Raw genomic sequence first — 24,792 nt, 5'->3', positions numbered from 1 at the left:
CCCCTGCTGCGGCGCCTACACCCGCGTCAAACGTCCGTGATCACGACGCGGTTGGCGTGTCGTGGCTCGGGCTCAAACATGGTCAGCAGGCTCTCGCCCTCGGCGACAACGGCGTCCCGCTCGTCCGTCGTGAGGGTGCGCAGCGGCGTGATCCGCAACGTCGCCGCGCCGTCGCCGCCGGTGACCGCCCAGGTGGCCGCCACCCGGCCGTCGACCAGCAGGAGGCGGGCACCCGTGACGCTCAATCCGCGATGCTCGGTGTCGATGACGCGACTGCGGTCGTCGTAGCCGAGCACCGCGTTGTCGAACGCCGGAAGGAAGCGCGGCGGCGCCGGGGTCGCCGGGTCGGGCAGCGCGCCGTCGGGCACGTCGAGCAGCTCGCGGCCGCGCTCGTCGCGGAACGTCCGCAACGACGGTCGCAACCGCTGGATGGACTCCCGCAGTCCGCTCAACCCCGACCAGGCCCGGATGTCGGCGCTGGCCGCCGGGCCGTAGGCGGCGAGGTAGCGCAGGACCAGCGCGTCGACGGTGGCCGACGACTCCGGCTCCAGCGGGCGGCCCAGCCACGCTTCGATGGTGGTGTTGTACGCGGCACCGCGCTCGCCCCACACACCGCGGGGCGGCACCTGCACCAGCGGCACCAACGTGCTGAGCGCGTCACCCAGCGAGCGAGGCTCCACCCCCGGCCAGCGGTCGGCGATCACGCGGGCCGCCTCGGTCAGCATGCGCGGCCGCTCCTCGAACAGCGGCCGGCCCAGTCCCGCCAGCTCGTCGAGGTCGACGCCGGGCAGCACCCGGCGCAACGTCGACCACATGCGGGAGACCAGCATTGCCTGGTGCACGGGCCGTAGCGCGAGGCAGTCGCGCGCGGTCACCAGGTGGAGGGTACGACGCATCAGTAGCGTGCGGACCGCCCGGCGGCTCAGCAGCAACTCGGCCAGCGCCGGCGGCTGAAAGCCGGCCAGCCGGCTCCACAACCCGACGTACGGCTCCAAGGGCTCCTGCGCCTGCAACCCCACCAGTTGCTCAAGGGCGTCGGCGACCGGCATGTCGTGCCGCTGCAACAGGAGCTGGCGGGCCAGAAGCGCCCGGTTGAGGACGCGACGATCGAGCACGCTCATGGCGGCGACGCTATCGCCCACCCCGGACACCATCCTCCCCGACGGGTCATCCACGTACCCGTCACCACGTCAGCGGCGAGGCCGGAGTTCCGGCCTCGCCTGCTGTCGGGGGCACTCGAGGTCCCGCTCGCCGCCGCGGTGCTCGGCGAGTAGCCGCCGACGGATCGAACGCCAGGCGACGCGCTCCTGCCCGACGGGCGAGCTTGCGGTGCGACTGGAAGGTGCAGAGCTGACAGCCGCAGAGGTTCGGAGCCTGAGCCGACGGCTGCGGTAGCAGCGAGTGCGGTGGTGCCGGCTACCTGGCCGAGAAAAGCACAGTGTCATCGAGCCCACAGGGGATGGTCCTGGAGCAGGGTCGCCTCACGTCGGCCCGCTCGAAGGCGATCACCGGCGTGGTGACGGCCTACTCAAGGAGTTCCGCCCGCACATGCGGACGCTTGTGGACGGTTTCGCCATCCCCGAGAAGTGGCTGCACCGCGCCAGCCTGCACGAGGAGCGCCGCCGGCAGGAGACGATGGCCGCCCATGACGCCGCAGGTGATCCGCAGGCAGTCCCGGCGTAGGCAGAGTGGCGGAAGACCGGGGCTATCGGCGGCCCCCGAAGGCCGCATGTGTCACCACGCCCACGAAGGCGATGGTCAGGGCGGTGGCAGTGGCCGACGTAGTGCCGGCCGGCTGCATCATCCAGGTCAGGACCTCACGGTACGCGGGCGAACTCGCCGGCCCGGACAGAAGCACCGTCAGAGTCCATCCGACGGGCAGAAGCCAGGCCCAGTGAGCGCCCCAGGCCACTCCTCCGAGCGCGAGCAGCCCTCCGATCCCGGCGGCGTCCCGGACCAGGATCGCCACCGCTGCCAGCGGTTCCTTCACCAGCGCCGGCGTGGCGGTGAGGACGGCAGCGGTCGCCATGACGGCGAGGATGTGTGCGGCCCGCCGAGGCAGCCAGGCGAGCGCAGCCGTCCGATCCAACGCGGGGTCCGCCCCGGCGAGCCCCGGCCCGAAGGCGACCGTCGCCACCAGCACGGTCAGCACCGCCACCGACAGTCTGAGTCGTGGCACATCGGTCACCTGGCCCAGCCACCACAACACGGTCACCCCGGCCAGCGCCGCCCCTGCCGACGTAGGGATGCCTCGGCATCGCAGGTACAACGTCAGCCACCTCATCGGCTGTCACCGACGAGGACGTCGAGCAGGTTCACCTCGTCGCAGGCAAGTGCCGCCTCCCGCAACGCGGTAACGCGGTCCCGCTGCTCGGTCGCCGGGAGCGATTGAAGCTTCTCCCACGCCCGCAGCGCCGCGTCGCCATACTCGCCGGACGGCGGTCGCCCCCCAATCAGCCAGGCCGCGGCCGCGAGCCGTGCGGTGTGGTGTGATCGGGCCGCAAGCGGCTTTCCGATGATGTAGGGACACGGCCTCGTTCCCGCCCCCTCCAGCAGCCGCCACCGCAGCTCCTCAGGGGTTGCCTTCGCGCCTCCCCAGGGGTCAAGCTCGAGTTCTACGAGCAGGGTGTCGCGCGGTTGTGGTCGGGGCTGCGCGTCGTACCACGATGCGGGTGTCTCCCGGACGGACGTGGGTGCCCGCGGAAGCTTCGCCGACAGTGTCGCGAGCGCCTGCCGCGCCGGTTCCCGCAGATCCGCCAGGGCCGTGGCATGCACCCTGGTCACACAAACCTGGAGCCCCGCATCGGAGCTGCACACCAGAGCGGCGGCCTCCGGATCCGGCACCGGCAGCCGCTGCCGGTCAGCGGGCAGCAGCGCCAGGGCCGCGACTGCGGCGACTGCCGCCGGCAGAAGTCCCACCAGCCGCGCGGTCCGGGTGGCGCAGGCGAAACCGGCAAGACCGGCCACGGCCAGGCCGGCCAGCCACACGGTGTGCGCGGCACTGACTCTGCCGGAGACGGTCACGAAGTCGCCCCAGAACCCGAACGGCGATGGCGTCAGCAGGTGAACGACCTTGGGCACATGGGAGTATCCGCGATCGGTGATGGCGACGATCGCCACGGCGGCACCGACGACAGCGGTGACAGCCGGTGTCAGACGCGACGGCACGAGCGCGCCGACGGTCATGCCGAGCCAGGCGCCGGACACCATCCAGAGGACGCCGACACCGGCTATCACCACGGATTGCCCCGGCAGATAGCTGGCGAACACCGCGACCTGGGCCACGCCGGCGGCGTACATCAGGACGTAGCCGACGGCTGCCGACAGAGCCATCGCGGCGGCCCCCGGCAGGCTGCGGTGCCAACGGGGCCGGGCGGTCGTCGAGATCAGCTCGTCGGTGCGGGACCTGCGATCACGGCCCGCGTGCCAGGCGCCCACCCCGAGAGCCATGGGCCAGAGGATGAACAGGAACTCCCGCTGCCAGAGCGCCAGGAGCATCCACCGGCCACCCCAGCCGTCCACGGCGACATACAGCAGGGTGGCGCCGAGCAGAGCGGTCCCGGCAGCCGCCGACAGGGCACCCGAACGAAGGATCTCGATGCGAAGGATCCGTCCGGTCACGCCGCGCCCTCCGCGGCTCGGTGCCGGCGCAGCAGCTCGGTGTACCCGCGTTCGGCCGAGCTGTCGCCCACCATCCCCGCCTGACCCGCCCCCACCAGATCGGCAGGTACACCGTGGAACACCACCCGTCCGGCGTCCATCAGCACCACGTCCGTGCACGCCGCGACCACGTCCTCCACCAGGTGTGTCGAGACCAGTACGCAGGTGTGTGTGCCCAGCTCACGCAGCAGCGACCTGAAGTCCATCCGCTGCTCGGGATCGAGACCCACCGTCGGCTCGTCCATCAGCAGGATCTCGGGGTCGTTCACGATGGCCTGCGCGATGCCCGCCCGCCGGAGCATGCCTCCGGACAGCGTCTTCATCCGGGAGTTGCCACGATCGGCGAGCCGCGTTCTTTCCAGCGCACGCTGAACCGCGTCCGGCACGTCGCGCGCGGGCACTTCCTTCAACCAGGCCAGGTATTCGATGAACTCCCGCACCGTGAATCGGCCGTAGAAACCGAACTCCTGGGGCAGGTACCCGATCGATCGCCGCAACGTCCGTAGATCGAGCCGCCGGTGTATGGAGTGGCCCAGCAGTTCGAGGTCACCACCGGCCGGGCGCAGCACGGTCGCGAGCACCCGCATCAACGTCGTCTTACCAGCGCCGTTGGGCCCGAGCAGCCCGTGCACGCCGACGCCCAACGACAGGTCGAGTCCGTTGACCGCAAGGTGCCGCCCGGCCCGCACTCGAAGGTCCCGCGCCCGGATCGCCCATGCGTGCGTCGTCGGCGCCACCGACGCGGCTCTGATCGCCTTCTTCATTCCGTACTTCCTCTTCATCGAAGCTCGGCGGCACTGTTGCGACGGGCGATCAGTACGAGGGTTACGACCACTGTCAGCGCCGCCCAGCCCGGCAGGGCGGCCTCCGTCAGCAGCACCGACATTCGGGCGGTGACGATGCTCGGCCCGATGACCACCGCCGCCCACAACAGCGCCAGCCCCGCCGTGGCCCGCGGCAGGCCGACCACCTCACCCAATGCCAGCGCGCACATCGTGAAGGCCAGACACGGCAGCAGCCAGCGGGCTGGGGAGGCGCCTACCAGCCAGCCGGCCGCGGCGAGCACCGGAATGACCACGACAAGGACGACCAAGGTACGCCGTAACACCAACCCGAGGCCCGCACGCGCTGTCGCGGCGACCATCTCGTGGGCCGGATCGACCCGCCGCGTCCAGGCGGTGGCGACTCCGAGAAACGGTGCCACCGGAGCGAGGAGGACAACCAGCGATGGCAGCGCTCCGCCCCTGGCCGCCGCAGCCAGGTCGAAGCCGAGCGCGACCAGGACCACCAGCACCGTCGTCGCGAGCCAGGGAACGAACACCGGCGTCACCCACCGGGTGGACCGGGAAGGCAGCCACCGACGCCGTACGGGTGCCGGTGCGGTAGCGGACACCGAGGCATCCAGACCCGTCCGGACACGGGCCAGCAGCGCCGCCGTGTCGACGTCGCCCATCTCGGCCAGGCGGCCCCGGCAGGCCGCACACTCCTCCAGATGTGCCTCCATCGCCCACAACACGTCCGGCGCGATACCGGTGTCGCCGCCGACGTACCGGCCCAGCAGGCCAGTCGAGATGTGTGCGGTCATGACAACGCCTCCCGCAGTGCCAGTCGCGCACGGCGGGCGCGAGTCTTGACCGTCCCCTCCGGCAGACCGAGCAGGACCGCGGTCTCGTGGACCGTGAGTCCGTCCACCACCATGGCGTGCAGGACCTGGCGCAGTTCCGGTGCCAGTCTGCGCAGAGCGTCGCCGACCTCGTCACCGACCGTGCCGTCCAGCGCCACGTCCTCCGCGGCCGGTGGGTTCTGCGACGCCAGTGGTAGCGGTACGGCCTGCGAATCTCTCGCACGCCGCCGGAACGCGTCGATCAGCCGGCGGGCGGCGATGGACCACAGCCAGCCGAGCCCGCTGCCGACGCTCACGCCCGCGAACGAATCCGCCGCCCGCCACACCGCCAGATACGTCTCCTGCATGACATCGGCGACCAGGTCGTCGTCATCGCACCGGCGACGGAGCCGGACCAGCAACCACGGGGACGTCCGGCGATACAGCTCGTCGAAGGCCGCCCGATCGCCACGAGCGGTACGCCGCACCAACTCCGCTTCATCCACCCTCACACCCATACAGACGCCCGACCCATAAGATCAGGTTCTCGCTCCGCGGTGCTCGTGGGAGCTCGGATGCAGACGGGTCACCGCCAGCCCTCGCGGTGTCGCTCCAGCCCGTCGAGGATCAGGTCGAGCCCGATGTCGAACTCCTCGGCGTACGCGTAGCCAGGTTTCAGGGCGCGGTCGACGATCATCTCGGTGAGGTGCGGAAACTCATCGCGGGGCATCTGTTTCAGAATCGAGCCTGCCACGTTTTCGAGGTCGACGGATGACGTGAAGGGCAGGCTGAGCTCCTGGAGCGCGAACCCGTAGAGGTAGCTGTCCAACACCGAGACCGCGTGCGCCGCACCGGCGATCGAGAAGCCGCCCGACCGAAGACAGCCGATCACCGCGTTGTGGTGACGCAGCGTCGCGTGGCCGGGGTTTGTCCGTGAGTCCATCAGGCTGATCGCCCACGGGTGGCGCACCAGTGCGGCGCGCATCGAGACTGCCCGCCGTCGCATCGCGGCCCGCCAGTCGGCGTCGTCCGAGGGGAGCTCGATCTCCTCGAAGACCAGGTCGACCATGCCGTCGAGGATCGCGTCCTTCTTGCGGAAGTGGTGGTACAGCGACATGGCCTCGACGCCGAGCCGCTCGGCGAGCTTGCGCATGCTCAGCGCATCGGTGCCGGCCTCGTCCGCCAGAGCGACCGCCGCGCGGAGCACCCCGTCCTTGCTGAGCGAGTTGCGGCGGGGCGTGGGCGTGCCGGCTGGTTCCGTTGTCATGAGGGCCCTCCTACTCAGGCTGTTCGAACACCTTGACAGCCTTACATCGTAAGGCTATACCTTACAGCGTAAGGCTGATGGCGACGTGCGGAGGAGCAGGTATGGAATTAATCGGTTTGGACGCAGTCGAGAAGCCGGGTACGGGAAAGAGGGTGTGCATCGTCGGCGCATCCGGGAAACTCGGGCGCTACATGGTGCAGCACGCGTTGGACCAGGGTTACGAGGTCGCGGGTGTGTGCCGGGAGCAAAGCGTCCACAAGCTCGCCGAGTTCGCGGGACGGATCACGGTGTTCCCCGGAGCGACCGACGATCGTGCGGTGATCGCACGGGCGGTGCGCGAATGCGATGCGGTGCTAACGGTGTTGGTGCCGTGGGGGGTGCGCCACTATGCCTCCGGTACCGCCCAGGCTTTGCTCGACCACGCGCGTCCGGACGCCCGCCTGGTGTTCTCCTGCGGTTGGCACGTCGCCCGCGATGAACAAGACGTGTACACGCGGAAGTTCAAGATATACGCGGCCGTGTTCGGCCGACTGGCGAAGCTTGCCCGTGTCGTGGACGTGGACGACCAGGTGGAGGCGTGCCGCAGGATCTTTGCCAGTGACACCGACTGGACGGTCGTGCGGGGCAGCGACCTGGAGGAGGGTGACGGTCAGGGCCTGCCGGTGTGGAGCCGGCACGTCGGTGATCCTGTCCTGGCCAGCAACCTGACCCGCCGCGTGGACTACGCCCGTTTCATGGTCGAGGCGGTGGCGAACGACGCTCTCGTCCGGGAGGCCCCGGCCATCGTCGGCCGGCTGACCCCATCGGCCCTCGCGCACGCCGGCGGGGCGACGTGAGCGGTCGAGGTACGTCCAGGAAGCTTCCCGGCTGTTCCGCAGGGCATGAACCAGTGGAGGACCAACCGTGACCACACCGAAGACGCTCGCGAGGATCGCGGGAGCCCTGTACCTGATCGTCGCCGTGTTCACCATTTTCGCCGGGCTGGTGAACACGAGCATCGTCGAGTCCGAGGACGCAGCGGCGACGGCCGACAACATTCGCGACTCGGCCACCCTGTTTCGCGTCGGCTTCGTCAGTGAACTGCTGGGGGCCACGGTCTTTCTGTTGACGGGCATGGCCCTGTACCTGCTACTCAAGCACGTCAACCAGCCGGTTGCCGCGGCGATGGTCACCTTCGTGGCGGTCAGCGTCGCGATTCAAAGCCTGAACCTCCTCAACCAGAATGCGGCGCTGACGGTCGCCACCGGCGAGGGCCACACCGCCGCCTTCGGCCCGACAGGTTCGGCCCAGCTCACCCTGCTGTTCGCCGACCTGCAACACGACGGGTACCTCATCGCCCAGACGTACTTCGGCCTGTGGCTCCTGCCGCTGGGCTACCTGGTCGTCAGGTCGGGCTACTTCCCCAAGATGTTGGGCGTCCTGCTGATGATCGGATGCCTCGGCCACCTCGTGGACGTGTTCGCGCGCCTCCTTGCCCCCGACTTCGGCGCAGACATCTCACCGTTCGCCATGACCCCTGCCGCCGTCGCGGAACTGTCGTTCGCGGTGTGGCTGCTGGTCAAGGCCGTGCGGATTCCCGAAGCCGACGCGGTCCACGACGGTGACAGGGTCGCCGCGTACCGGTAGTCCCCACCGACGCTCCCCCAGCCGGTTGTCGGCCCCGGCCGCTAGCATCGCCGCGATCGACAACGGGAGGGAGGGTGTCATGGCCCAGGGCGACGTCACAACGTTCGTCGACAGGGACCTGCGGGGCGCCCGGTTCAACAGGTCGACGTTGGCCGGTGCGGTGATGCGCGGCGTCGATGTGCGCGGGCTCGATATCGATGCGCCGTGGCTGGCGGACGGCACACTGCTGATCAACGGTGTCGACGTCGTGCCGCTCGTTGAGGTCGAACTCAACCGGCGGTTTCCGGGGCGCGAGCTGAAGAACGCCAAGGATCCCGATGGCCTGCGCACGGGGTGGGCGGCACTGGAACGGGCCTGGGCGGCCGCGGTCGACCGGGTTGAGTCGATGCCCGAGGGCACCAGCGGCGTCTCGGTCGATGGCGAGTGGTCGTTCGCGCAGACCCTGCGCCACCTCGCGTTCGCCACCGACGCATGGCTCGGCAAGGCGATCCTGCGCCTGCCGCAGCCCTTCCATCCGCTCGGGCAGCCGCACGCCGAGTACGAGACGGATGGATTTGACATGTCGGTCTTTGCCACGGCGCAGCCGAGTCTCGCCGAGGTGCTCGATCTGCGTGCCGGGCGGCAGGCCATGGTGCGGGACTTCCTCGCGAACGTCACGCCGGATCTGCTCGCCGAGCCTCGGCCGACCGCGTGGTCACCCGAACACGAGGAGCCGATCGTGCACTGCCTCCACGTGATCTTCGACGAGGAGTGGGAGCACCTCCGCTTCGCACTACGCGACCTCGACGCGCAGGAATAGGGGGACACACCTCGAAAGAACCGATCGGGCTCGATGGAGCTCACCGAGCTGTCGATCAGCGAGGGACCGACCGCGATCCGTTGGACGCGCGGATCGCGGCATGAGCGTGCACTCGATGGTGGCGTGCGGCGGTTACTAGATTGGTGATTTCTTGTCGGTGAGGTTGAGCGCCAGCGGCTGTGAGGGTGTGTTCAGCGCCTATCGGCTGATCCGCCGACGTGGTCGCGGGGTAGTTGGTTTCGGATGCGCTGTGCCAGGGCTGCCTGGCCGGCATCGGTGACGGCAAGGACGCCGTTTTCGCCCATGAGGGCGTGGAACTGTTGCTGGTGGTGGGGAACGTCGGGGGGCAGCGGCGCGAGGTGCCAGTGCAGGTGGGCGTTGCCCTGCTTGCTGCCGAGGCTCAGCGAGTACGTCCGCTCGGTCGGTACGGCGGCGGCTATGGCGCGGGCGATCACGTGCGTGACTGCCTGGAAGCGCAGGAACTCGTCCGGCTTCATGTCGTGCACCCAGTCCTCGAGGTGGGCTTTGGGCGCGACCAGGCAGTAGCCCAGCAGCGTAGGGTAGCGGCTAAGGAAGGCGATCGTGTCGCCGTCCTGGTAGACGATGTGATGCTGGTAGTCGGGGTCGCCAGCGACCAGGGCGCAGACAAAGCACGGCCCCTCGCGAACCCGGCGTTGGTACTGGGCAAGGTCGAACGAGGTTCTGGGCAGCGGCTGAGCGTTCATGCCGGCACGATAGACACCCGGAGCGACGACACGGACAGCGACGGGCACATAGAAAGGTCAACACGCCGGGTCGGCGGCATCTGAGTGCCTTGATCTTGGTAGTCGGACAAACGCGCGAAGGACCAAGCCGACCAACAGTACGGGGCAAGGTCAATTCTTGCGTGTCCGCCGGCAGGGACCCGGACGGCCGTCGGCGCCGACAATGAGGCGTTACATGAGGCCGCGCAGACGCGCCAACAAACCCCCACCAGGCGCTTGGACGGACGTTAGAAAGATCGTGATGTGTCGACACACTCAACTCGGCCAGAACCGGGCATCAACTGAGCTGTGTTCGATGGCGCGACCCGCTTCATGTGAGCATGGTGGGTGCAGGCCGGCCGTTCCCGATAGGTGGTGTTCACGTGGTGAAGGCGCGACCAGCCGCGGGTGGCGGGCGGTGGGTGGAGATCTCACCGGAGCGGATTCGTGGTTGGCTCGACGGCTTCTACAGCCGCCACGACGGCGCCACCGAGCAGGGCCTCGTGTTGACCGGCGTGAGCAACGGTGATACCGCCACGCTGTATCCGCCGCCGGGGCTTGCCGAGGCGAAGGATGTCGACACGCTGCTGGCCCGCATCATCCGACCGCCCCGGATCGCCGTGCTGCTGGCCCGTAAGGGCGCGGTTGCCGCCGGTGTCGCGGACGGAACGACCATCACCGTCTCCAAGGTCGAGCGCTTCTACGTGCAGGGTCGCACCGCGGCCGGCGGTTCCTCGCAGCAGCGCTACGCACGTCGCCGCGCCAACCAGGCCCAGGCTGCTACTCAGCGGGCTGCGGACATCGCCGCGCGGATCATGCTGCCCCATGCGCCCGGTGTTATCGCCGACCCTCACGATGCAGTCAGTGCCCTGGTCTGTGGCGGCGACCGGTCGATGATCGACGCGGTGCTGACAGACCGGCGTCTGTCGCCACTGGCACTGCTGCGTCATCCACACCTGCTCGAATCCGCCGAGCCCCGTCTAGCCGTCCTGGGGGATGCGGCGGTTACGGCCAGACGGATCCGCGTCCATCTGATGCCGTGACCACAATCAGGTCCAGCAGGTCGACGACGACCGACCAGGATGATGCACGACGGCCCAACAGTGCCGGACCTGTACGGCGATGTCCCGTAACCCGCCCGCTCTGCGGCAGATCCGGATACCGGAAGACGCCACTGATCATGGCATCAAGCGACGCAGAACTCGTTGCCCTCGGGGTCATACATGACGACGTGCCCGAGGACGTCGCCGTACCACTCCTCGCGGACCACCGTCGCGCCGGCGGCAACCAACTCGGGCACTTTCTGCCGGATCAGTCGGGCGCGCTCGGCCATGTCCCAGGGGCCTGGACCGGCCACCCGAACATCGATATGCATGCGATTCTTGCTGGACTTGCCCTCGGGCACCTTCAGGAAACTGATGGCGGGGCCGTGGCCATCCGGGTCGACGATGGATGCGTTGTCGGGCTCGTCGAAACCGGATTCCTTGACATAGTCGAGGGCCAGCGCCCAGAAGGCAGCGATCCGCTGGGGATCGTCGGCATCGCATCCCAAGGTCCAGAAAGTCGCCACGGCGTCACCGTACGGGGGGCTGCGACCCCCTGTCATCGGCAGGAGCATGCCCTCGGGTCGACCGCTATTCCCGAGTGACCGTCCGCCAGTGCCACTACCCGGTCCCCGCATCCTCAGTCCTTGGTCCTCGACGTGCGGCTCAGCGGGTCCGGTAGCGCGCGTAGATCAGCCCGCTGTCGAAGGCACGCTCCTCGACCAGATCGAGGTCGAGGCGTACGCCGTCGGGGAAGAACCGCTTGCCGCCGCCGACCACGCTCGTGGTGATGAACAGGTGGTACTCGTCCACCAGCCCGGCCGCGATCGCCTGGGCCGCGAGGTTCGGGCCGTCGACGGTGAGGTCCTGATCAGCCTCGGCCTTGAGCGTGCGCACCGCGGCCGGGTCGAAGGTCCGCTCGATCATGGTCTTCGCGCTGGACACCGACTCCAGCGTCGTGGAGTACACGATCTTCTCCGCGGCCTGCCAGTCTCGGGCGTACTGCAGGATGTGCGGCGGCTGGTCGGGCTCGTTGTGCGCGGTCTCCCAGTAGACCATCGTCTCGTACATCCGTCGGCCGTAGAGGTACGTACCGACGGGGCGGAAGAGGTCGTTGATGAAGGTGTGCACCTCCTGATCGTCGGCCCCGGTGCCGAGGCCGCCCTCCGCCGCCTCGGCGTAGCCATCGAGCGAGGTGACCATCGAGTAGATGAGCTTCGCCATGCGTCTCCTCCGGTACGAGCGCGTCAGTCTGCCAGCGGTCCTACAGGTACGACCTCCGCACGACCCGAAACTCATCGCTCGGCTGGAGCGCGCCGGCTACCGACTCGCCGGTCAACGGCTCTACATCGCCGTGAACCGAGTTCCGCCACAGAGCCCGGGCCGAGGTCACCGACCAAGGCCCGGGCCACCTCGCGCGTCAGCTCTGTCGCCAGACCCGGAACGTCTGTTGCAGCCGCCACGTGCCGTCCGGCTGCTGCGCCTGGTTACTCCAGCGGAATGCATCGACCTCGATGTCGGAGAAGGTCCAGCGCAGATCGCCGCCGTCGAGCACGATCTGCCCTTCGACGCGGCGCGCCAGGAACATGTGCGTGCGACGCCGGCCCGGTCCCACCCACGTCGAGCGCCACACGCCCGCACCGGCGGCGGGATCGGGAAACCGTACGCTGACGCCGTGTTCGACCCCGGGCAGGATCCAGACATCGGTGGTCGCCCGCCCGCCCAGCGCGTACCCGAAGTGCCACTCGCCTCGGCGGACAGTCGAGGACCCGTCGAGGCCGTACTCCGTACAGTCCAGCACCCAGGATCCGGCGAACTGTCCGAACAGGCTGAGGTCGAGGCCATCGGCTGGTCCGTCCGCGAGGAAGGCGGCAGCGACGGCAGTGGACGGTTGGATCGCCATGCGAAGACGGTAGTCCTGCCATCGGCGAACACCGTTGGTGGTCAGGCGCGCGGGCCCAGGAACAGGCCGCCACTCGCGTCGATGACCTGTCCGGTAACCCACCGCGCGGCGTCGGAGGCGAGGAACGCGACCACCTCGGCGACGTCGCCGGGCCCGCCCAGCCGGTCGAGTGCCGTCATTCCGGTGATCAGTTCGGCCAGACCCGGTGTCTCGAAGACCGGCCCGTTGGTCACGGTCCGGGTCGCGCCGGGCGCGACCGCGTTCACCGTGATGCCTCGGGCGCCGAGTTGATTGGCCAAGGTCAGGGTCATCGTCTCGACCGCGCCCTTGGTCATGGCGAACGAGGTCTGGGTGGCGTTGGCCATCCTGGTCGCCACGGACGAGACCGTGATGATCCGGCCGCCGTCGCGGAGCAGGGGCAACGCCCGCTCGATGATGAAGTATGGCGCTCGCACGTTGACCGCGAACAGATGGTCGAAGGCTGCCCGTGTCGTGGCGCCGAGCGGCCCGGCGGGTGGCGCCGCCGCGTTGTTGACGACGATGTCCAGCGGCCGCCCAGCCAGGCTGGCCTCGACCCCCGCGAACAGTGTCTCGACATCTCCGTCCACGCCCAGTTCCGCTCCGACAGCACAGGCCGTTCCACCGTCCCGCACGATCGTGTCAACTGTGGCCGTCGCGCCGTCCTTGTCCCTACCGAAGTGCGCGATGACCACTGCTCCCCGCGCCGCCAGGCGGATCGCGACTGCCTGCCCTATGCCACGCGATGCGCCGGTCACCAAGGCGGTCCTGCCGATCAGGTCCTTCATGGTGTTAGTCACTCCCTATCTGTTAGCAACTATCAGCACGGTAGTGTCTATCACATGGTTGAACGACACCCAACACTGCGGGAGCAACGACGGGCTGAGACGCAGCGCATGATCCAGGCGCATGCGGTGCGGTTGTTCGTCGAGCGCGGATATGACGGCACGACGGTGAACGACGTCGCCGAGGCCGCGGGGGTGTCTGCGATGACGGTGTACCGGCACTTCCCGACAAAGGAGGACCTCGTGCTGTTCGATCAGAACGGCTCGCTGGTCGCCGAACGGATCGCCGCGACACCGGCCGGGCAGCCCCTCGTGCGCCGCATCGGCAGCGCGCTCGTCGACTCAGCGCGAACGCTGACCTCCGGCGACGACCGGCTCCTGCTGGCGCGCCTGAGGCTGATGATCTCGACGCCCGCCCTCCGCGCCCGCCACCTGGACAACCACTACGTGCTTCAACAAGCCATCGTGGACGGCCTCGGGGACGAGGCCGCCGATCCCGAAACGGCCTTCCAGGCCGCGGCGGCGGCCAGCGCCTCCCTGGCCGCCATGCACACCGCGCTGGTGCGGTGGGCGAAGGACGACGGTCGCAGCGATCTACCTGACTTGATCGCGAAGGCACTCGCGGCAGCTTTCGGCGACAACACAACCATCCGCTCGAAGAAGGCTCACTGAGCGTTCCTGCGCCTCGCGGCGTAAGGCTTGTGCCGCGACCGGGTCGCCGGAAGGTGGCCGACGACCGCTGATGTGTGAGCTCGAGCCGCACCGAGCCGGGACGGTAACTATGGTGCGTACATGTCGATCACGGACCGAGATCTGGTCATCGAGGCCGCGATGGCCGGCGCTGCGGTCGTGCGCTCGCACTACCGATCGTCGCTGACACGCTTCGAGAAGTCCGCGGGCGACTTCGCCACGTCGGCCGACATCGAAGCGGAGCGAGCCATCCTCGACGTCCTGCGCGCTGCCCGGCCGGACGACCTCGTGCTGGGAGAGGAGAGCGGGCGTACGGGTACCGGCGGGAACGGCCGCTTGTGGCTGGTCGACCCGTTGTGCGGGACGCTGAACTACGCCGTACGCACCATGCTCGTCTCGGTCAACGTGGCTCTCCGAATCGGGACGCAGGTCGTCGTGGCAGCCTCGGCGGACCCGTTCACCGATGAGGTGTTCTGGACCGACGGTGCCGGGGCGTACGTGCGTAGCGACGGCGTGGACGAGCCACTTGCCCCGTCGGCCACGTCGAAGCTGGTGGACGTCAACCTCGATCCCCCGTTTCCCAACGAGGGCGTCTTCCGGGCCGCACGGCTACTTGCCGACGAAGGGTTCGTCGAGCAGTTCCGCCCGCGTGTCGTCTCCACCACCCTGGCGGTGGCCTGGGTCGCCGCCGGCCGACGAGCCGCTTACGTCACCGATGGCCACCTGAGCGACAGTGTCCACTTCGCGGCCGGCATCGCCCTCTGTCAGGCGGCCGGCTGCGTGGTGACCGGAATCGACGGGCAGCCTCTGCACACCGGTGCGGGCGGTCTGGTCGTGGCGGCCGACGAACAGACACACGCCGCCCTCCTGACGCTGGTAGCGAACCAACGCGCAAGAAGAGATTGATCGGTTGTCCGCTTCTCGGCAACGCCCCTCGGCATCCGGGTCCCGCTAGATTGGGTCGCGTGCGCACCATCGCGAGCGACCGCCTCCTGCTGCGCCCCTGGCGCGATGAGGACGCCGACTTCCTTCTGGATCTCGAGTCGCGCTGGGAGGTCGTGCGATTCTTGGGCGCGCAGCCCACGATCATGAACAACCGCGAGGATGCGCTCGCCTCGATCGCACGCCGATGCGCCATCGACGATCAGATCCACGGGATCTGGGCCATCACCACAGCGGCGGACGGCCGGCTGGTGGGAAACCTCCTGCTCAAGCCGATTCCCCTGTCGGCCGGGGAACCAGCCGGCGGGCCGACCGATGTCGAGATCGGCTGGCACCTGCATCCAGACGCCTGGGGGCACGGCTACGCCACCGAAGCAGCGGCGGCGGTCATGGACGACGCGTTCAGCCGGGGTCTGACGAGGGTCATCGCGGTCACGGATCCGGACAACCGTGCCTCCCAGGCCGTCTGCCGGCGGCTCGGCATGACCCACCTCGGCCGGACGACGAGGTACTACGACACGCCGAACGAACTCTTCGACAGGCTGAGCATCTGATCGGCAAAGACCGTCACGACCGCCTCCGCCGCTCGCCACCGCCACATCCGCACATCGACGCATCGACCGCAGGCTGTGAGCGTTGGTCGGTCTCAGTGCCGGGTATTCTGCTGGGCGGAGGCGACTGGCGGCACGGGGATGGTCGGACCATCGGGGAGCCTGTCACGGGAGTCGACCGCCTGGGCTGCCGTCCGGAGGAACCCATGCCCCAGACCCGACTCCTGCCCGGCGCACCGGTGGCCGAAGCCGTGCTCGCCGACATCGCCCGGCGGGTCGCCACCCTGCACGGGCGAGGCATCACGCCCAGCCTCGCCACGATCCTGGTCGGCGACGACGACGCGAGCGCCGGGTACATCCGGATCAAGCAGCGGCAGGCGGCCGATTTGGGCTTCGACTCCCCGCACCGGCACCTGCCCGCGGACGCCACCCAGGACGACCTTCTCGACGTGATCGCCGGCTTCAACGTCGACAGGGACGTGCACGGTGTCCTGATCCAGTACCCGATCCCCGACCACCTCGACTACGACGCCGCGTTGCAGACGCTGGACCCCGACAAGGACGTCGACGGGATGCACCCGCTCAACATGGGGCGGCTGGCTCTGGGCATGCCCGGCCCTCTCCCCTGCACGCCCGCCGGTATCGAGGCGTTGCTGGACCACCACGGGATCCCGGTCGCCGGCCGCGAGGTGGTGATCCTCGGGCGCGGCGCGACGATCGGGCGGCCGCTGGCCATCCTGCTGGCCCAGAAACGCCCCACCGCGAACGCCGCGGTCACCGTTGTCCACACCGGCGTACCGGACTGGCCCCGCTACACCCGCCGCGCCGACATCCTCATCGCGGCAGCCGGCGTCCCCGGCATCATCCAGCCGGAGCATGTCCGCCCCGGCGCGGTGGTGATCGGCGCCGGTGTCCGGTACGCCGGCCGCCGCCTCCTGCCCGATGTCGACGAAGCCTGCGCCGAGGTGGCCTCCGCGATCACCCCGCGCGTCGGTGGGGTCGGCCCGACGACGGTCGCCATGCTGTTCCGCAACGCCGTGGCCGCCGCCGAACGCGCTACCACCTGACGCCCGGCCGGCTCGCCGGCAGTCGAACCTTCTCGGTCCGGACAGACCACACCCGGTTCAGCCGCTGGACCAACCGGCCTCCCTCGATTGCTGGACGCCGAAAGGCTTCGCCCTGCTCCGACGTGCCGTCGGCGGGCAACCATGGACGTCGCTTGAGCCATATGATCACCGGCACGGCGGCGCCGAGGCAGCAGGGACGCAGCCCGGCACGAAGGACAAGGGCGCGGGGTTTGGCGACGCCGCGCCAACGGGGGAGGTAAGAGTGAAGCATTCACTGAAGGTGCTGACCGCTGCCGCGGTGCTCGCGATGACGGTGGCGATGCCGGCGGCGCCGGCCGCCGCGGGCGGCACGGGCTGGTGGGCCATGTCCGGCTACCTGGTCAGCAACAGCGGATTCAATCCCAACGAGTCGAACGTGACGGTTCCGACCGTCCCGAACCTCAAGCTCACGTACACCGGCGCCCCGGGCCGGACCGGCCAGCGTGCACCGGTCGTCGCCGACGGACTCGTGTACACGCAGGATGACCGTGGTATCACGGCCACCGACGAGGAGACCGGCGCCCAGAAGTGGCGCTTCGAGCCGGACCCCGAGAGGTTCCGGTGGCCTTCGCATCTCGTCCACACGGCCGGCCAGATCGTCTGGGCGATGAACGACAGCCCCGCCATGCCTGGCCTCGATTCCACCCAGATCTTCGTGCTCGACGCTGCGACCGGGACGGTGGTCCGGGACTTCCACGACGAGGGCGTGGTCACGCAGATCCTCGTCGACCGGGGCGTCGTCGTGGTCTCCGGTGAAAGCCGTTACAGCAACGACACGCGCGCCTACCGCCTCGCCGACGGGCAGCTGCTGTGGCAGCGCAACCAGTACATGAAACAACCGGTTTCGGCGAGCGGTCGCGTCGTTGTCTCCGGAACCGGGATGGGGGCCGGACCCCTGACGAGCACCATCGTCGACATCGGCACCGGCAATATCGTCCACACCACTCAGGACCGTGAGTACCGGCCGCTCGCGGCGGACGAGACGGGGACCAAGTTCTACGTCGGGTGGGGGCACAGCCTGCAGGTCCTCGACGCGACGACCGGCACCCTGACCTGGCTCGCGTCGAACCTGTACCCGAGGTTCGTGGTGGTCACCCCGACCAGGCTGTACGTCACCTCCACCGGGGGCACCGTCTCCGCGTTGAACCGCAGCACCGGCGCCACAATCTGGAGCCGAAGCATTCCGGAGAGCCAGTACCAGCGGGCGATCATCGCGGGTGGCGTCCTGTACGTCACAGCCAAGAGCGACCGGGTGTACACCCTGAACCCGGTCGACGGTGCCCCGCTAAAAGCGCCGGCGTTCACCGGCGCGGTCGACCAGCTCGTGGTCACCTACGGCAGGGTGTACGTCACCGACGGCACGAAGCTGACCGTCTACGGCCTCTAGCAGAGCGGCGTGCAACGGCGGTCGACCGTTTGTCGCGGTCGACCGCCGTTGCTGTCCGCGCGGTGTGGAGCCGCTGCGGTTGGGGTGATTCGGGGATGGAGTCCACCGCTGGGGTCAGGGTTTCCGGGGCACCGGCTCTGCCTTCAGGCGGCGGCGACCCGCCCCATCTCGGCGAGGATGCTGCCGGCCTGCCCGAGCTCGATCAGGTAGCCGTCCGGGTCCCGCAGGTAGCACCGGGTCTCGACGCCATGATCCTTCGGCTCGGTGAGGAACTCCCCGCCCCGGGAGCGCCACTGCTCGTAGACGGCATGGACATCGGTGACCCGGATGTTCATCGCGCTGCTCAGCGTGGTCGAGTCCGGCGGCGCCTGTGCGCGTACGTCCGGCTTGTCGTCGGTGGGACCACCTTCGTCGTTGATCACGATGTAGCTGTTGTGGAAGCGCAGGATCGCCGGCCGGCGATCCCGCACCACCGTCGCTTCCAGCACCCGCTGGTAGAACTCCCGTGAACGGTCCACATCCCGCACGATCAGCAGGGTCGTGAGCACCATCCCGTTCTCGGGCTGAAAGTAGTCCGGCGCCTCGCTCGTCATCCGCCCTCCCCCATCCGACCGGTGGGGCGTACCCCCTCTCCGCCTCGGCACACCCCAGGGTGGGCGCCGCGAGCGGCAGGCGGCGACAGCGGCTTGACACATGTCGGAGAAACAATCGAGATATTTAAACATGTGCTGGGTGACTGGTGCTCGCCCGGTCCGTAGCGTCGGTCGGCAACACCGCGCTGGGGCGTACGCCGGCACGGGCTGTTCCGGTGGTGGTGGCGCGGCGCCAGACGGCGCTGTGTCGGAACTGTGAAGGGAGCAGCGGTGGCTTCATCTCCCCCCGTCTCACGCGCTCGGCGTGACACCCGGTTGGTGTTTGTCAGCAGTCTTGTCGTGTCGCTGATGCTGGCGGCCACGCCGGGTTGGGCGGCTCCGAATGCGGGTCCGGCCGCGAAGCCGAACCCCATCTTCCTGACCGGCCCGAACGAGGGCCGGCCGGACACCATCGCCATGACATACCTGCGGTCGAACGCGGGTCAGCACGGCGTCCACGCCTCCGACCTGAGCGATCTCGGGGTCGCCTCCAGCTACACCAGCGCACACAACGGTGTGACGCATGTCAACCTGTCGCAGCGGTACAAGCAACTGGAGGTTTTCGGCGCCACCGCCACGGTCAACGTCGCCCGGGACGGCAGTGTCATCTTCGTGGGCGACACGTTGGTGTCCGGGCTGTCCGGCGGCGCGTCGGCCCACGAGTCGGTGGATGCCGTCAAGGCGGTGCGGTCGGCGGCGAAGGCGTTGAAACTGCCGACTCCGCGTAACCCCCGGGTGCTCAGCCGTGCCGCCGGCCCGGCGAAGCGGACGGTCGTGTCCGATAGCGGTATCTCCGACCAGCCTATTCCGGCGAAGCTGGGTTGGCAGCCCAGCGAGGCCGGGTTGCGCCTGGCGTGGCAGTTGGTGATCGACGATTCCACGGCCTCCCACCTGTGGAACGCGACGATCGACGCGCAGAGCGGTGCGCTGCTCGCCGTCGAGGACTGGACGACACACGACGAGGTGTCCGACCTGTCGAGCACGTTGGGCCACCACGTGGCGGGTCGCTCGCAGGTCTCGGCCGGGGCGGGCTCCCCCAACCCCGTGCAGGACGGGTCGAGCTACCAGGTGTTCGGCCTGCCGACCGAGAGCCCGAACGACGGGCCGCGCACGCTGGTGACGAACCCGGCCGACGGGACGGCGTCGCCGCACGGCTGGCACGACACGGACGGGGCGCCCGGCGCGGAGTTCACCACGACGCAGGGCGTCAACGTGCACGCCTACCAGGACCAGGACAACAACAACACGGCGGACCTGGGCAGCAGCCCGGACGGCGGAACGGGTCTGAGCTTCGACTTCCCGCTCGACCTCGGGGAGCACGCGCAGAACTACCGGGACGCCGCAACCGCGAACCTCTTCTACTGGAACAACATCGTCCACGACATCACCCACCGGTACGGCTTCGACGAGGCGTCGGGCAACTTCCAGGCGAACAACTACAGTCGCGGTGGCGCGAGCGGGGACTACGTGCGCGCGGAGGCGGCGGACGGCGGCGGCACCAACAACGCGAACTTCTCCACCCCGGCGGTCGACGGCGTGGGCACTCCCCGGATGCAGATGTACCTGTGGCCCGGCAACCAGTTCGGCAGCCAGAACCAGGTCGTCGTGGACGGCGCGGGCTCGTTCGACGCGTCGTGGTCGCGGTTCACCCCGGCGCCCACGGTCGCCGGGCGGTCCGGCCGGTTCGTGTACGGCGGCACCGGCTGCGCCACCGAGACGTACCCCGAGAGCCGGCCCGCCACCGACTGGGTCGCGGTGCTCGACGGCGGCACCGCCGCCTGCAGCTACCTGGTTCGCGCCCAGGTCGCCGAATCCCTCGGGGCCGTCGCCGTGGTGATCGCGCACAACGCGGCCGGCAACGCGCCAGTCCTGACCGGGTCGATGGCCGGCGCACCGGTCACCATCCCGGCGGTCGCCGTGACCCAGGCCGACGGAGCCACCATCAAGGCCGCCGTCGCCGACGGAGCTGCGACGGGAACCATCCGGAAGCACCCGAACCACCCCGGCATCCGGGACGGCGACCTCGACGCCGGGGTCGTCGTCCATGAGTACGCGCACGGCATCTCCAACCGGCTCACCGGCGGACCGACGATCAACTGCCTGACCGGGGACGAGCGGATGGGCGAGGGCTGGAGCGACTACTTCGCCATCACCATGCTGATGGACCCGAGGTTCGACACCGCGGAGGGCCGGCGCGGCATGGGCCCCTACGTCCTGTTCCAGGACGACCGGAGCGGCAACGGCATCCGGCCGCGGCCGTACTCCCGCAACATGGAGATCCAGCCGTTCACCTACGACAGCATCAAGACCGGTGGCTGGCTGAACGGCACGTCGCTGGCGATGCCGCACGGCGTCGGCCACGGCTGGGCGTCCGTGCTCTGGGACATGACGTGGGACCTCATCGACCGGCACGGGTACAACCCCAACATCTACGACTCCTGGAACGCCGGCGGCAACAACCTCGCCATGCAGCTCGTCATGGACGGACTCAAGTTCCAGGGCTGCGGGCCCGGCTTCGTCACCGGCCGCAACGCCATCATCGCCGCCGACGCGGCGCTGACCGGCGGCGACAACGCCTGCACGCTGTGGGCCTCCTTCGCCCGCCGGGGTCTCGGCTACAGCGCGGTGCAGGGCACCACCAACCGCGACGACAACACCGAAGCCTTCGACACCCACCCCACCTGCCGCGGCGACTTCACCGGTCGGGCCGCCCAACCCGCCCTGAACACCGTCGACGCCGGTGACGCGGTCCCGATGAGGTTCAACCTCGGCACCAACCGGGGCCTGGACATCCTCGCCAGCAACTCTCCCTACTCCCGCCTGGTCGACTGCGACACGCTCCGGACCGTCAACCCCGACGGCGGCGTCACCCCCCGACCCACCCCGGTCGCCGCCCAGACCGCCGGTGACGCGCAGCTGTCCGTCACCGCCAGCGGCCAGTACCTCTACCCGTGGAAGACCGACCCCGCCTGGGCCGGCACCTGCCGCGAGTTCGTGCTGTCCCTCGACGACGGGCACCAGTACCGCGCCTACTTCCGCTTCACCGGTTGACCGGACGTAGGCGAGCAGTCGGAACCGGAGGGAGCATCCCAGCCAGGGGTGCTCCCTCCGGTCGTCGGTGCCCCCGCGCGATGAATGACCGGGCGTCGTCTACGCCGGAGTCTCGGACACCGCCTCGATGATGCGCAGGTCGCGCTCGGCTCCGTCGTCGAGTGCCCGCAGCGCCTCCTGGTAGGCGGGGCTGCGGTAGGCGGCCACAGCCGCCTCGACGCTGTCGAACTCGATCAGCGTCGTGCGTTCCACGATGCCGGACTCGAACGCGTGCGCCGGTAGCCCTCGTGCCAGGAACCTGCCGCCCGCCGCACGCATCGCCGGCCCCGCCAGCTCGACGTAGGCGGCCAGCTTCTCCTCGTCGGTGATGGACCGGAACGTGTTGATCCAGTAGGCCTTCGGCATCGGCGGTGTCTCCCGTTCGTGTGGCGGTGATCAGGCCAGGGCGAGGCGGTGGCTGGGACGTGACGACGGAGGCCGACGGCACACCCCGGCCACGACCGTACGCGTCGGGCACCGCCGAGATGATGCGCTCGGCTCCGTCGCCTCCAGCTACCTTCCTTCGCCGCTCACCTCTTCGCGTAGCTCGCGGAGGTTGTCGACGCAGGCCGCGTATGCCTGGTCCTCCGCGTAGCCGGAGTGCCCGAGCGTGGCCGGGTAGCAGTTGTCCCCTGCCGTCCGAGCGAACACCGGGTCGATGATCCGTCGGTCGACGTCCTGCTCTGCGCCCTCGGTGGGCCCTTGCTCGCCGGTTGTCCCGACCGACCGGACCTCACTCAGGATCCATCCGCCGATCGGGTCGCTGGGCCGGTAGAGGTTGCGCCACGGCCAGCGGGCCCGAGCGTGGTCGGTGACGTCCAGGGGCCGGCCCGCCAGGAGAGCGCCGGTACGGCGCAACGCGGCCGGTCCGAAGTACGCGGGGAAGAAGCGTGCGTAGAGCCGACGCAGCGGGCTGCCGTAGGTGAGCAGGGCGACCCGTGCGCTCTCCGCGTACGTGAGTTGCATGACCACGGCCGCGCCGATGACCGTTCCCTGGGAGTGACACGACAGCAGGACGCGACCGCCGCAGGTGCAGCCGAGGTACTCGATGCGCCGGATCAGGTCCGGGACCGCCCGTTCGGCGTAGCAGGGAGGCGCGAGCGGATGGGTGGCGCGCGGCCAGAACGTGCCGATGTCCCACAGGACGCCGACGGTCCGCCGGAACCGCGGGTTGCGGTACGCCTGGCGCCCCACGTAGAGGAGGCCGGCCGCGAATCCACCGACGAGCAGGTCGCCGATGGTGACCGCCCAGCGCGCGTGGACGTAGACCCAGCTCCGGTCGACCAGGTAGCCGATCACGCCGCCTGCGGTCAGGGCGGCGAGCAGGACGACGAACACGCCGCTGACCCGTCCGCCCACGTCGCTCAGGGTCGCTCGGGACCAGGCGGCGGCGATGCGACGGGCGCGTCGCAGGGTCTCCGCGTGGTGCGGGTCGTGGGGCGTCCGGAGCGCCTCCGCGATCTTCTCTGTCGGGTAGGCCGGGATGATGTGGTCACGCAGAATTCGGTCGGTGCTGCGCCGTACGAACCACAGCGCGACACCCGCCAGCAGCAGCGCCGTCGCCGCCACCGGGACCGCCATCGCCGCTCCCCAGAAGTAGACCAGCGGGACGACGATGGTGTCGGGGGTGCGATCGGTCGGCGCCGGCTTGCCGAGCACATGGGCCACCGCCAGGGCCAGGCCGGCGGCGAAGGCGCCGGCGAGGACCAGCGCGAACATCATCAGCGCGGGGGTCGCGAGCCCGAACCACGCGGGTGACGGTTCCGCCGCCGAGTTGGCTCGCCGAGCCCGGGCACGCCCGGCCAGCAGGAGGACCAGCATGGCCAGCAGCAGGACGACCTGTGCCGCCGCCAACATCTGGACCGCCCCGGTGAGCCACGGTAGCTGCGACCGCGGAGCGTCCGGGTCGTACACCGGTGCGTTGACGCCGCGCTGCCAGACCACCATCGTGGCCAGAACGGTCACGGCCAGGGCCAGCCACGGCAGGAGCGTGTAGAGATCCCGCCGGCCACCGGGTGCACCGCCTCGGTCCGGCCGGGGGCGGTCGTTGGGCAGGCAGACCAGCACGACGGTCAGCCCGAGCAGGGCCAGCGCCAGCCCGAACAGGACAACCACGGCCGCAGTGGCCGCCCCTGGCTGAGTGGCGCCGCGATCGGCGAAGGGCGCGAGCAGGAGGACGCCGACCAGCGCGAAGCCGGCCGCGACGTGGGCCGCCCGCAGCCGCCGCACCTGGGACTCGCCGTTCCACATCCGACGGTCTTCCAGCGGCGTGCGGTCCTGCTCCTCGGCGGCGGCCGGCGGTACGGTCGCCGCTTCCAGTTCCCGCCAGGTCTTGTTCGCCAACCACCAGAGCAGACCCACCACGGCCAGCGGGAGCGCGGCCGTCACGGCGATGCGCCGCCCGGGCAGGTCGAGCCACGGCCAGGACAGGAAGCCCAGCCACGAGACGCGGTCGGTGCAGTCGCGCGCCGAACGCACACACTGCCACCCGAAGAAGTCCATGGACACGAGGACGACGGCCAGGACCAGGGTAAGCGTTACCGACAGCGCGAACAGCCGCAGCAGCGCCTCCGCCGTCCGCCGGTGACCCCGCCGTCCGGTTCGATTGCCGGCGGACGGCAGGGCGAAGAAGGCCACGTTCACCAGCAGGAACGGCGTGAGCAGCAGCCACAGCGCCCGCTGCCCACTGCCCGCGGTCAACGCACCCCACGAGTACGCCTCGAGTCGCTCCTGCGCCGTGTCGGCGGAGGTCTGCCGCGCCTCCCACCGCCTGCGGTGGAAGCCCGCCTCGGCATCTCCCGCCACCCGCGCGACGTGCGGGTGTGCCAGCATGCGCTCCGGCGGCGTTCCGGACACGCCATGGACCCGCAGTTCGGTCCAGCCGCCGCCGTCCCGGTTCACGTAGCCGCCCACGGTTCACCTCCGGCCACCGCAGCCTTCATGCCTC

26 protein-coding genes are annotated in these 24,792 nt (G+C 69.6%); 11 read left to right on the top strand and 15 right to left on the bottom strand.

The window, feature by feature from the left end; translation table 11 throughout:
- Nucleotides 1–26 precede the first annotated feature (26 nt).
- Nucleotides 27–1,121 (bottom strand): winged helix DNA-binding domain-containing protein, encoded by a 1,095-nt coding sequence (locus tag AB0I76_RS01130; RefSeq protein WP_357028036.1) that lies wholly within the window; start codon nucleotides 1,119–1,121, stop codon nucleotides 27–29.
- 427 nt (nucleotides 1,122–1,548) lie between these two features.
- Between AB0I76_RS01130 and AB0I76_RS01125 the strand changes: the two genes are divergently transcribed.
- Nucleotides 1,549–1,683, top strand: coding sequence for a hypothetical protein (locus AB0I76_RS01125; protein ID WP_357028033.1), 135 nt, complete (start codon nucleotides 1,549–1,551; stop codon nucleotides 1,681–1,683).
- 22 nt (nucleotides 1,684–1,705) lie between these two features.
- Here AB0I76_RS01125 and AB0I76_RS01120 read toward each other — a convergent pair whose 3' ends face one another.
- The 6 genes from AB0I76_RS01120 to AB0I76_RS01095 form a co-directional block, all read right to left on the bottom strand.
- On the bottom strand, nucleotides 1,706–2,179 hold the full coding sequence (locus AB0I76_RS01120) for a hypothetical protein (RefSeq protein WP_357028029.1): 474 nt from the start codon (nucleotides 2,177–2,179) through the stop codon (nucleotides 1,706–1,708).
- Nucleotides 2,180–2,280: 101 nt separating this feature from the next.
- Entirely contained in the window at nucleotides 2,281–3,621 is a 1,341-nt protein-coding gene (locus AB0I76_RS01115; RefSeq protein ID WP_357028026.1) for a hypothetical protein, read from the bottom strand.
- Nucleotides 3,618–4,424 carry an ATP-binding cassette domain-containing protein gene (locus AB0I76_RS01110; RefSeq protein WP_357028023.1) on the bottom strand — a complete coding sequence of 269 codons (807 nt, stop codon included), beginning with the start codon at nucleotides 4,422–4,424 and terminating at the stop codon, nucleotides 3,618–3,620. Before AB0I76_RS01110 ends, AB0I76_RS01115 begins: the two co-directional genes overlap by 4 nt.
- Nucleotides 4,425–4,438: 14 nt before the next feature.
- Nucleotides 4,439–5,113 (bottom strand): zf-HC2 domain-containing protein, encoded by a 675-nt coding sequence (locus AB0I76_RS01105; protein ID WP_357028021.1) that lies wholly within the window; start codon nucleotides 5,111–5,113, stop codon nucleotides 4,439–4,441.
- Between the two features lie 128 nt (nucleotides 5,114–5,241).
- Nucleotides 5,242–5,781, bottom strand: a complete 540-nt coding sequence (locus tag AB0I76_RS01100) for an RNA polymerase sigma factor (protein ID WP_357028018.1) — start codon at nucleotides 5,779–5,781, stop codon at nucleotides 5,242–5,244.
- 68 nt (nucleotides 5,782–5,849) lie between these two features.
- Nucleotides 5,850–6,530, bottom strand: a complete 681-nt coding sequence (locus AB0I76_RS01095; protein WP_357028015.1) for a TetR/AcrR family transcriptional regulator — start codon at nucleotides 6,528–6,530, stop codon at nucleotides 5,850–5,852.
- A gap of 101 nt (nucleotides 6,531–6,631) precedes the next feature.
- Here AB0I76_RS01095 and AB0I76_RS01090 point away from each other — a divergent pair, with 101 nt between their 5' ends.
- The 3 genes from AB0I76_RS01090 (at nucleotide 6,632) to AB0I76_RS01080 (ending at nucleotide 8,955) form a co-directional block, all read left to right on the top strand.
- Entirely contained in the window at nucleotides 6,632–7,366 is a 735-nt protein-coding gene (locus tag AB0I76_RS01090; RefSeq protein ID WP_357028012.1) for an NAD(P)H-binding protein, read from the top strand.
- Between the two features lie 67 nt (nucleotides 7,367–7,433).
- Nucleotides 7,434–8,156 carry a DUF4386 domain-containing protein gene (locus tag AB0I76_RS01085; RefSeq protein ID WP_357028009.1) on the top strand — a complete coding sequence of 241 codons (723 nt, stop codon included), beginning with the start codon at nucleotides 7,434–7,436 and terminating at the stop codon, nucleotides 8,154–8,156.
- Between the two features lie 79 nt (nucleotides 8,157–8,235).
- A complete protein-coding gene (locus AB0I76_RS01080) occupies nucleotides 8,236–8,955 on the top strand; it encodes a DinB family protein (RefSeq protein WP_357028006.1) in 720 nt (239 codons plus the stop codon).
- Between the two features lie 191 nt (nucleotides 8,956–9,146).
- Here the strand turns inward: AB0I76_RS01080 and AB0I76_RS01075 are convergent, their stop codons facing one another.
- A complete protein-coding gene (locus tag AB0I76_RS01075) occupies nucleotides 9,147–9,680 on the bottom strand; it encodes an HIT family protein (RefSeq protein WP_357028002.1) in 534 nt (177 codons plus the stop codon).
- 401 nt (nucleotides 9,681–10,081) lie between these two features.
- On the opposite strand from AB0I76_RS01075, the gene AB0I76_RS01070 reads away from it, so the two are divergent.
- Nucleotides 10,082–10,741: an acVLRF1 family peptidyl-tRNA hydrolase gene (locus tag AB0I76_RS01070; protein WP_357027999.1), complete on the top strand. Its 660-nt coding sequence runs from the start codon at nucleotides 10,082–10,084 to the stop codon at nucleotides 10,739–10,741.
- Between the two features lie 143 nt (nucleotides 10,742–10,884).
- Here the strand turns inward: AB0I76_RS01070 and AB0I76_RS01065 are convergent, their stop codons facing one another.
- From AB0I76_RS01065 to AB0I76_RS01050, 4 genes are all read right to left on the bottom strand, one after another.
- Complete coding sequence (locus AB0I76_RS01065; protein ID WP_357027996.1) at nucleotides 10,885–11,268, bottom strand: VOC family protein; 384 nt, start codon at nucleotides 11,266–11,268, stop codon at nucleotides 10,885–10,887.
- A gap of 139 nt (nucleotides 11,269–11,407) precedes the next feature.
- Nucleotides 11,408–11,965: a dihydrofolate reductase family protein gene (locus AB0I76_RS01060; protein ID WP_357027993.1), complete on the bottom strand. Its 558-nt coding sequence runs from the start codon at nucleotides 11,963–11,965 to the stop codon at nucleotides 11,408–11,410.
- 196 nt (nucleotides 11,966–12,161) lie between these two features.
- Nucleotides 12,162–12,644, bottom strand: a complete 483-nt coding sequence (locus tag AB0I76_RS01055) for a hypothetical protein (RefSeq protein ID WP_357027990.1) — start codon at nucleotides 12,642–12,644, stop codon at nucleotides 12,162–12,164.
- A 41-nt stretch (nucleotides 12,645–12,685) separates the two neighbouring features.
- Entirely contained in the window at nucleotides 12,686–13,450 is a 765-nt protein-coding gene (locus tag AB0I76_RS01050; RefSeq protein ID WP_357027987.1) for an SDR family oxidoreductase, read from the bottom strand.
- A gap of 54 nt (nucleotides 13,451–13,504) precedes the next feature.
- On the opposite strand from AB0I76_RS01050, the gene AB0I76_RS01045 reads away from it, so the two are divergent.
- The 5 genes from AB0I76_RS01045 to AB0I76_RS01025 all read left to right on the top strand — a co-directional run bounded on the left by AB0I76_RS01045 (nucleotide 13,505) and on the right by AB0I76_RS01025 (nucleotide 18,123).
- Complete coding sequence (locus AB0I76_RS01045) at nucleotides 13,505–14,119, top strand: helix-turn-helix domain-containing protein (RefSeq protein ID WP_357027984.1); 615 nt, start codon at nucleotides 13,505–13,507, stop codon at nucleotides 14,117–14,119.
- A gap of 120 nt (nucleotides 14,120–14,239) precedes the next feature.
- Nucleotides 14,240–15,043 (top strand): inositol monophosphatase family protein, encoded by an 804-nt coding sequence (locus AB0I76_RS01040; RefSeq protein WP_357027981.1) that lies wholly within the window; start codon nucleotides 14,240–14,242, stop codon nucleotides 15,041–15,043.
- 59 nt (nucleotides 15,044–15,102) lie between these two features.
- On the top strand, nucleotides 15,103–15,633 hold the full coding sequence (locus AB0I76_RS01035; protein WP_357027978.1) for a GNAT family N-acetyltransferase: 531 nt from the start codon (nucleotides 15,103–15,105) through the stop codon (nucleotides 15,631–15,633).
- A 203-nt stretch (nucleotides 15,634–15,836) separates the two neighbouring features.
- Complete coding sequence (locus tag AB0I76_RS01030; protein ID WP_357027975.1) at nucleotides 15,837–16,697, top strand: tetrahydrofolate dehydrogenase/cyclohydrolase catalytic domain-containing protein; 861 nt, start codon at nucleotides 15,837–15,839, stop codon at nucleotides 16,695–16,697.
- Nucleotides 16,624–18,123, top strand: a complete 1,500-nt coding sequence (locus AB0I76_RS01025) for a PQQ-binding-like beta-propeller repeat protein (RefSeq protein WP_357027972.1) — start codon at nucleotides 16,624–16,626, stop codon at nucleotides 18,121–18,123. The genes AB0I76_RS01030 and AB0I76_RS01025 overlap by 74 nt, the downstream gene beginning before the upstream one ends.
- Nucleotides 18,124–18,266: 143 nt before the next feature.
- Here AB0I76_RS01025 and AB0I76_RS01020 read toward each other — a convergent pair whose 3' ends face one another.
- Nucleotides 18,267–18,716 (bottom strand): VOC family protein, encoded by a 450-nt coding sequence (locus AB0I76_RS01020; protein ID WP_357027969.1) that lies wholly within the window; start codon nucleotides 18,714–18,716, stop codon nucleotides 18,267–18,269.
- A gap of 348 nt (nucleotides 18,717–19,064) precedes the next feature.
- Between AB0I76_RS01020 and AB0I76_RS01015 the strand changes: the two genes are divergently transcribed.
- Nucleotides 19,065–21,806, top strand: a complete 2,742-nt coding sequence (locus AB0I76_RS01015) for a M36 family metallopeptidase (protein WP_357028081.1) — start codon at nucleotides 19,065–19,067, stop codon at nucleotides 21,804–21,806.
- 99 nt (nucleotides 21,807–21,905) lie between these two features.
- Here the strand turns inward: AB0I76_RS01015 and AB0I76_RS01010 are convergent, their stop codons facing one another.
- Together AB0I76_RS01010 and AB0I76_RS01005 are read right to left on the bottom strand one after the other, a co-directional pair.
- Nucleotides 21,906–22,211 (bottom strand): DUF1330 domain-containing protein, encoded by a 306-nt coding sequence (locus tag AB0I76_RS01010; RefSeq protein WP_357027966.1) that lies wholly within the window; start codon nucleotides 22,209–22,211, stop codon nucleotides 21,906–21,908.
- 147 nt (nucleotides 22,212–22,358) lie between these two features.
- Nucleotides 22,359–24,758 (bottom strand): hypothetical protein, encoded by a 2,400-nt coding sequence (locus AB0I76_RS01005; protein ID WP_357027963.1) that lies wholly within the window; start codon nucleotides 24,756–24,758, stop codon nucleotides 22,359–22,361.
- Nucleotides 24,759–24,792 lie beyond the last annotated feature (34 nt).

The sequence above is a fragment of the Micromonospora sp. NPDC049799 genome, from assembly GCF_040656655.1.
In the GTDB taxonomy this organism is placed as follows: Bacteria; Actinomycetota; Actinomycetes; order Mycobacteriales; family Micromonosporaceae; genus Micromonospora.
Note: the sequence above shows the minus strand (reverse complement) of the source record. Positions and strands in the feature narration are given on the sequence as shown.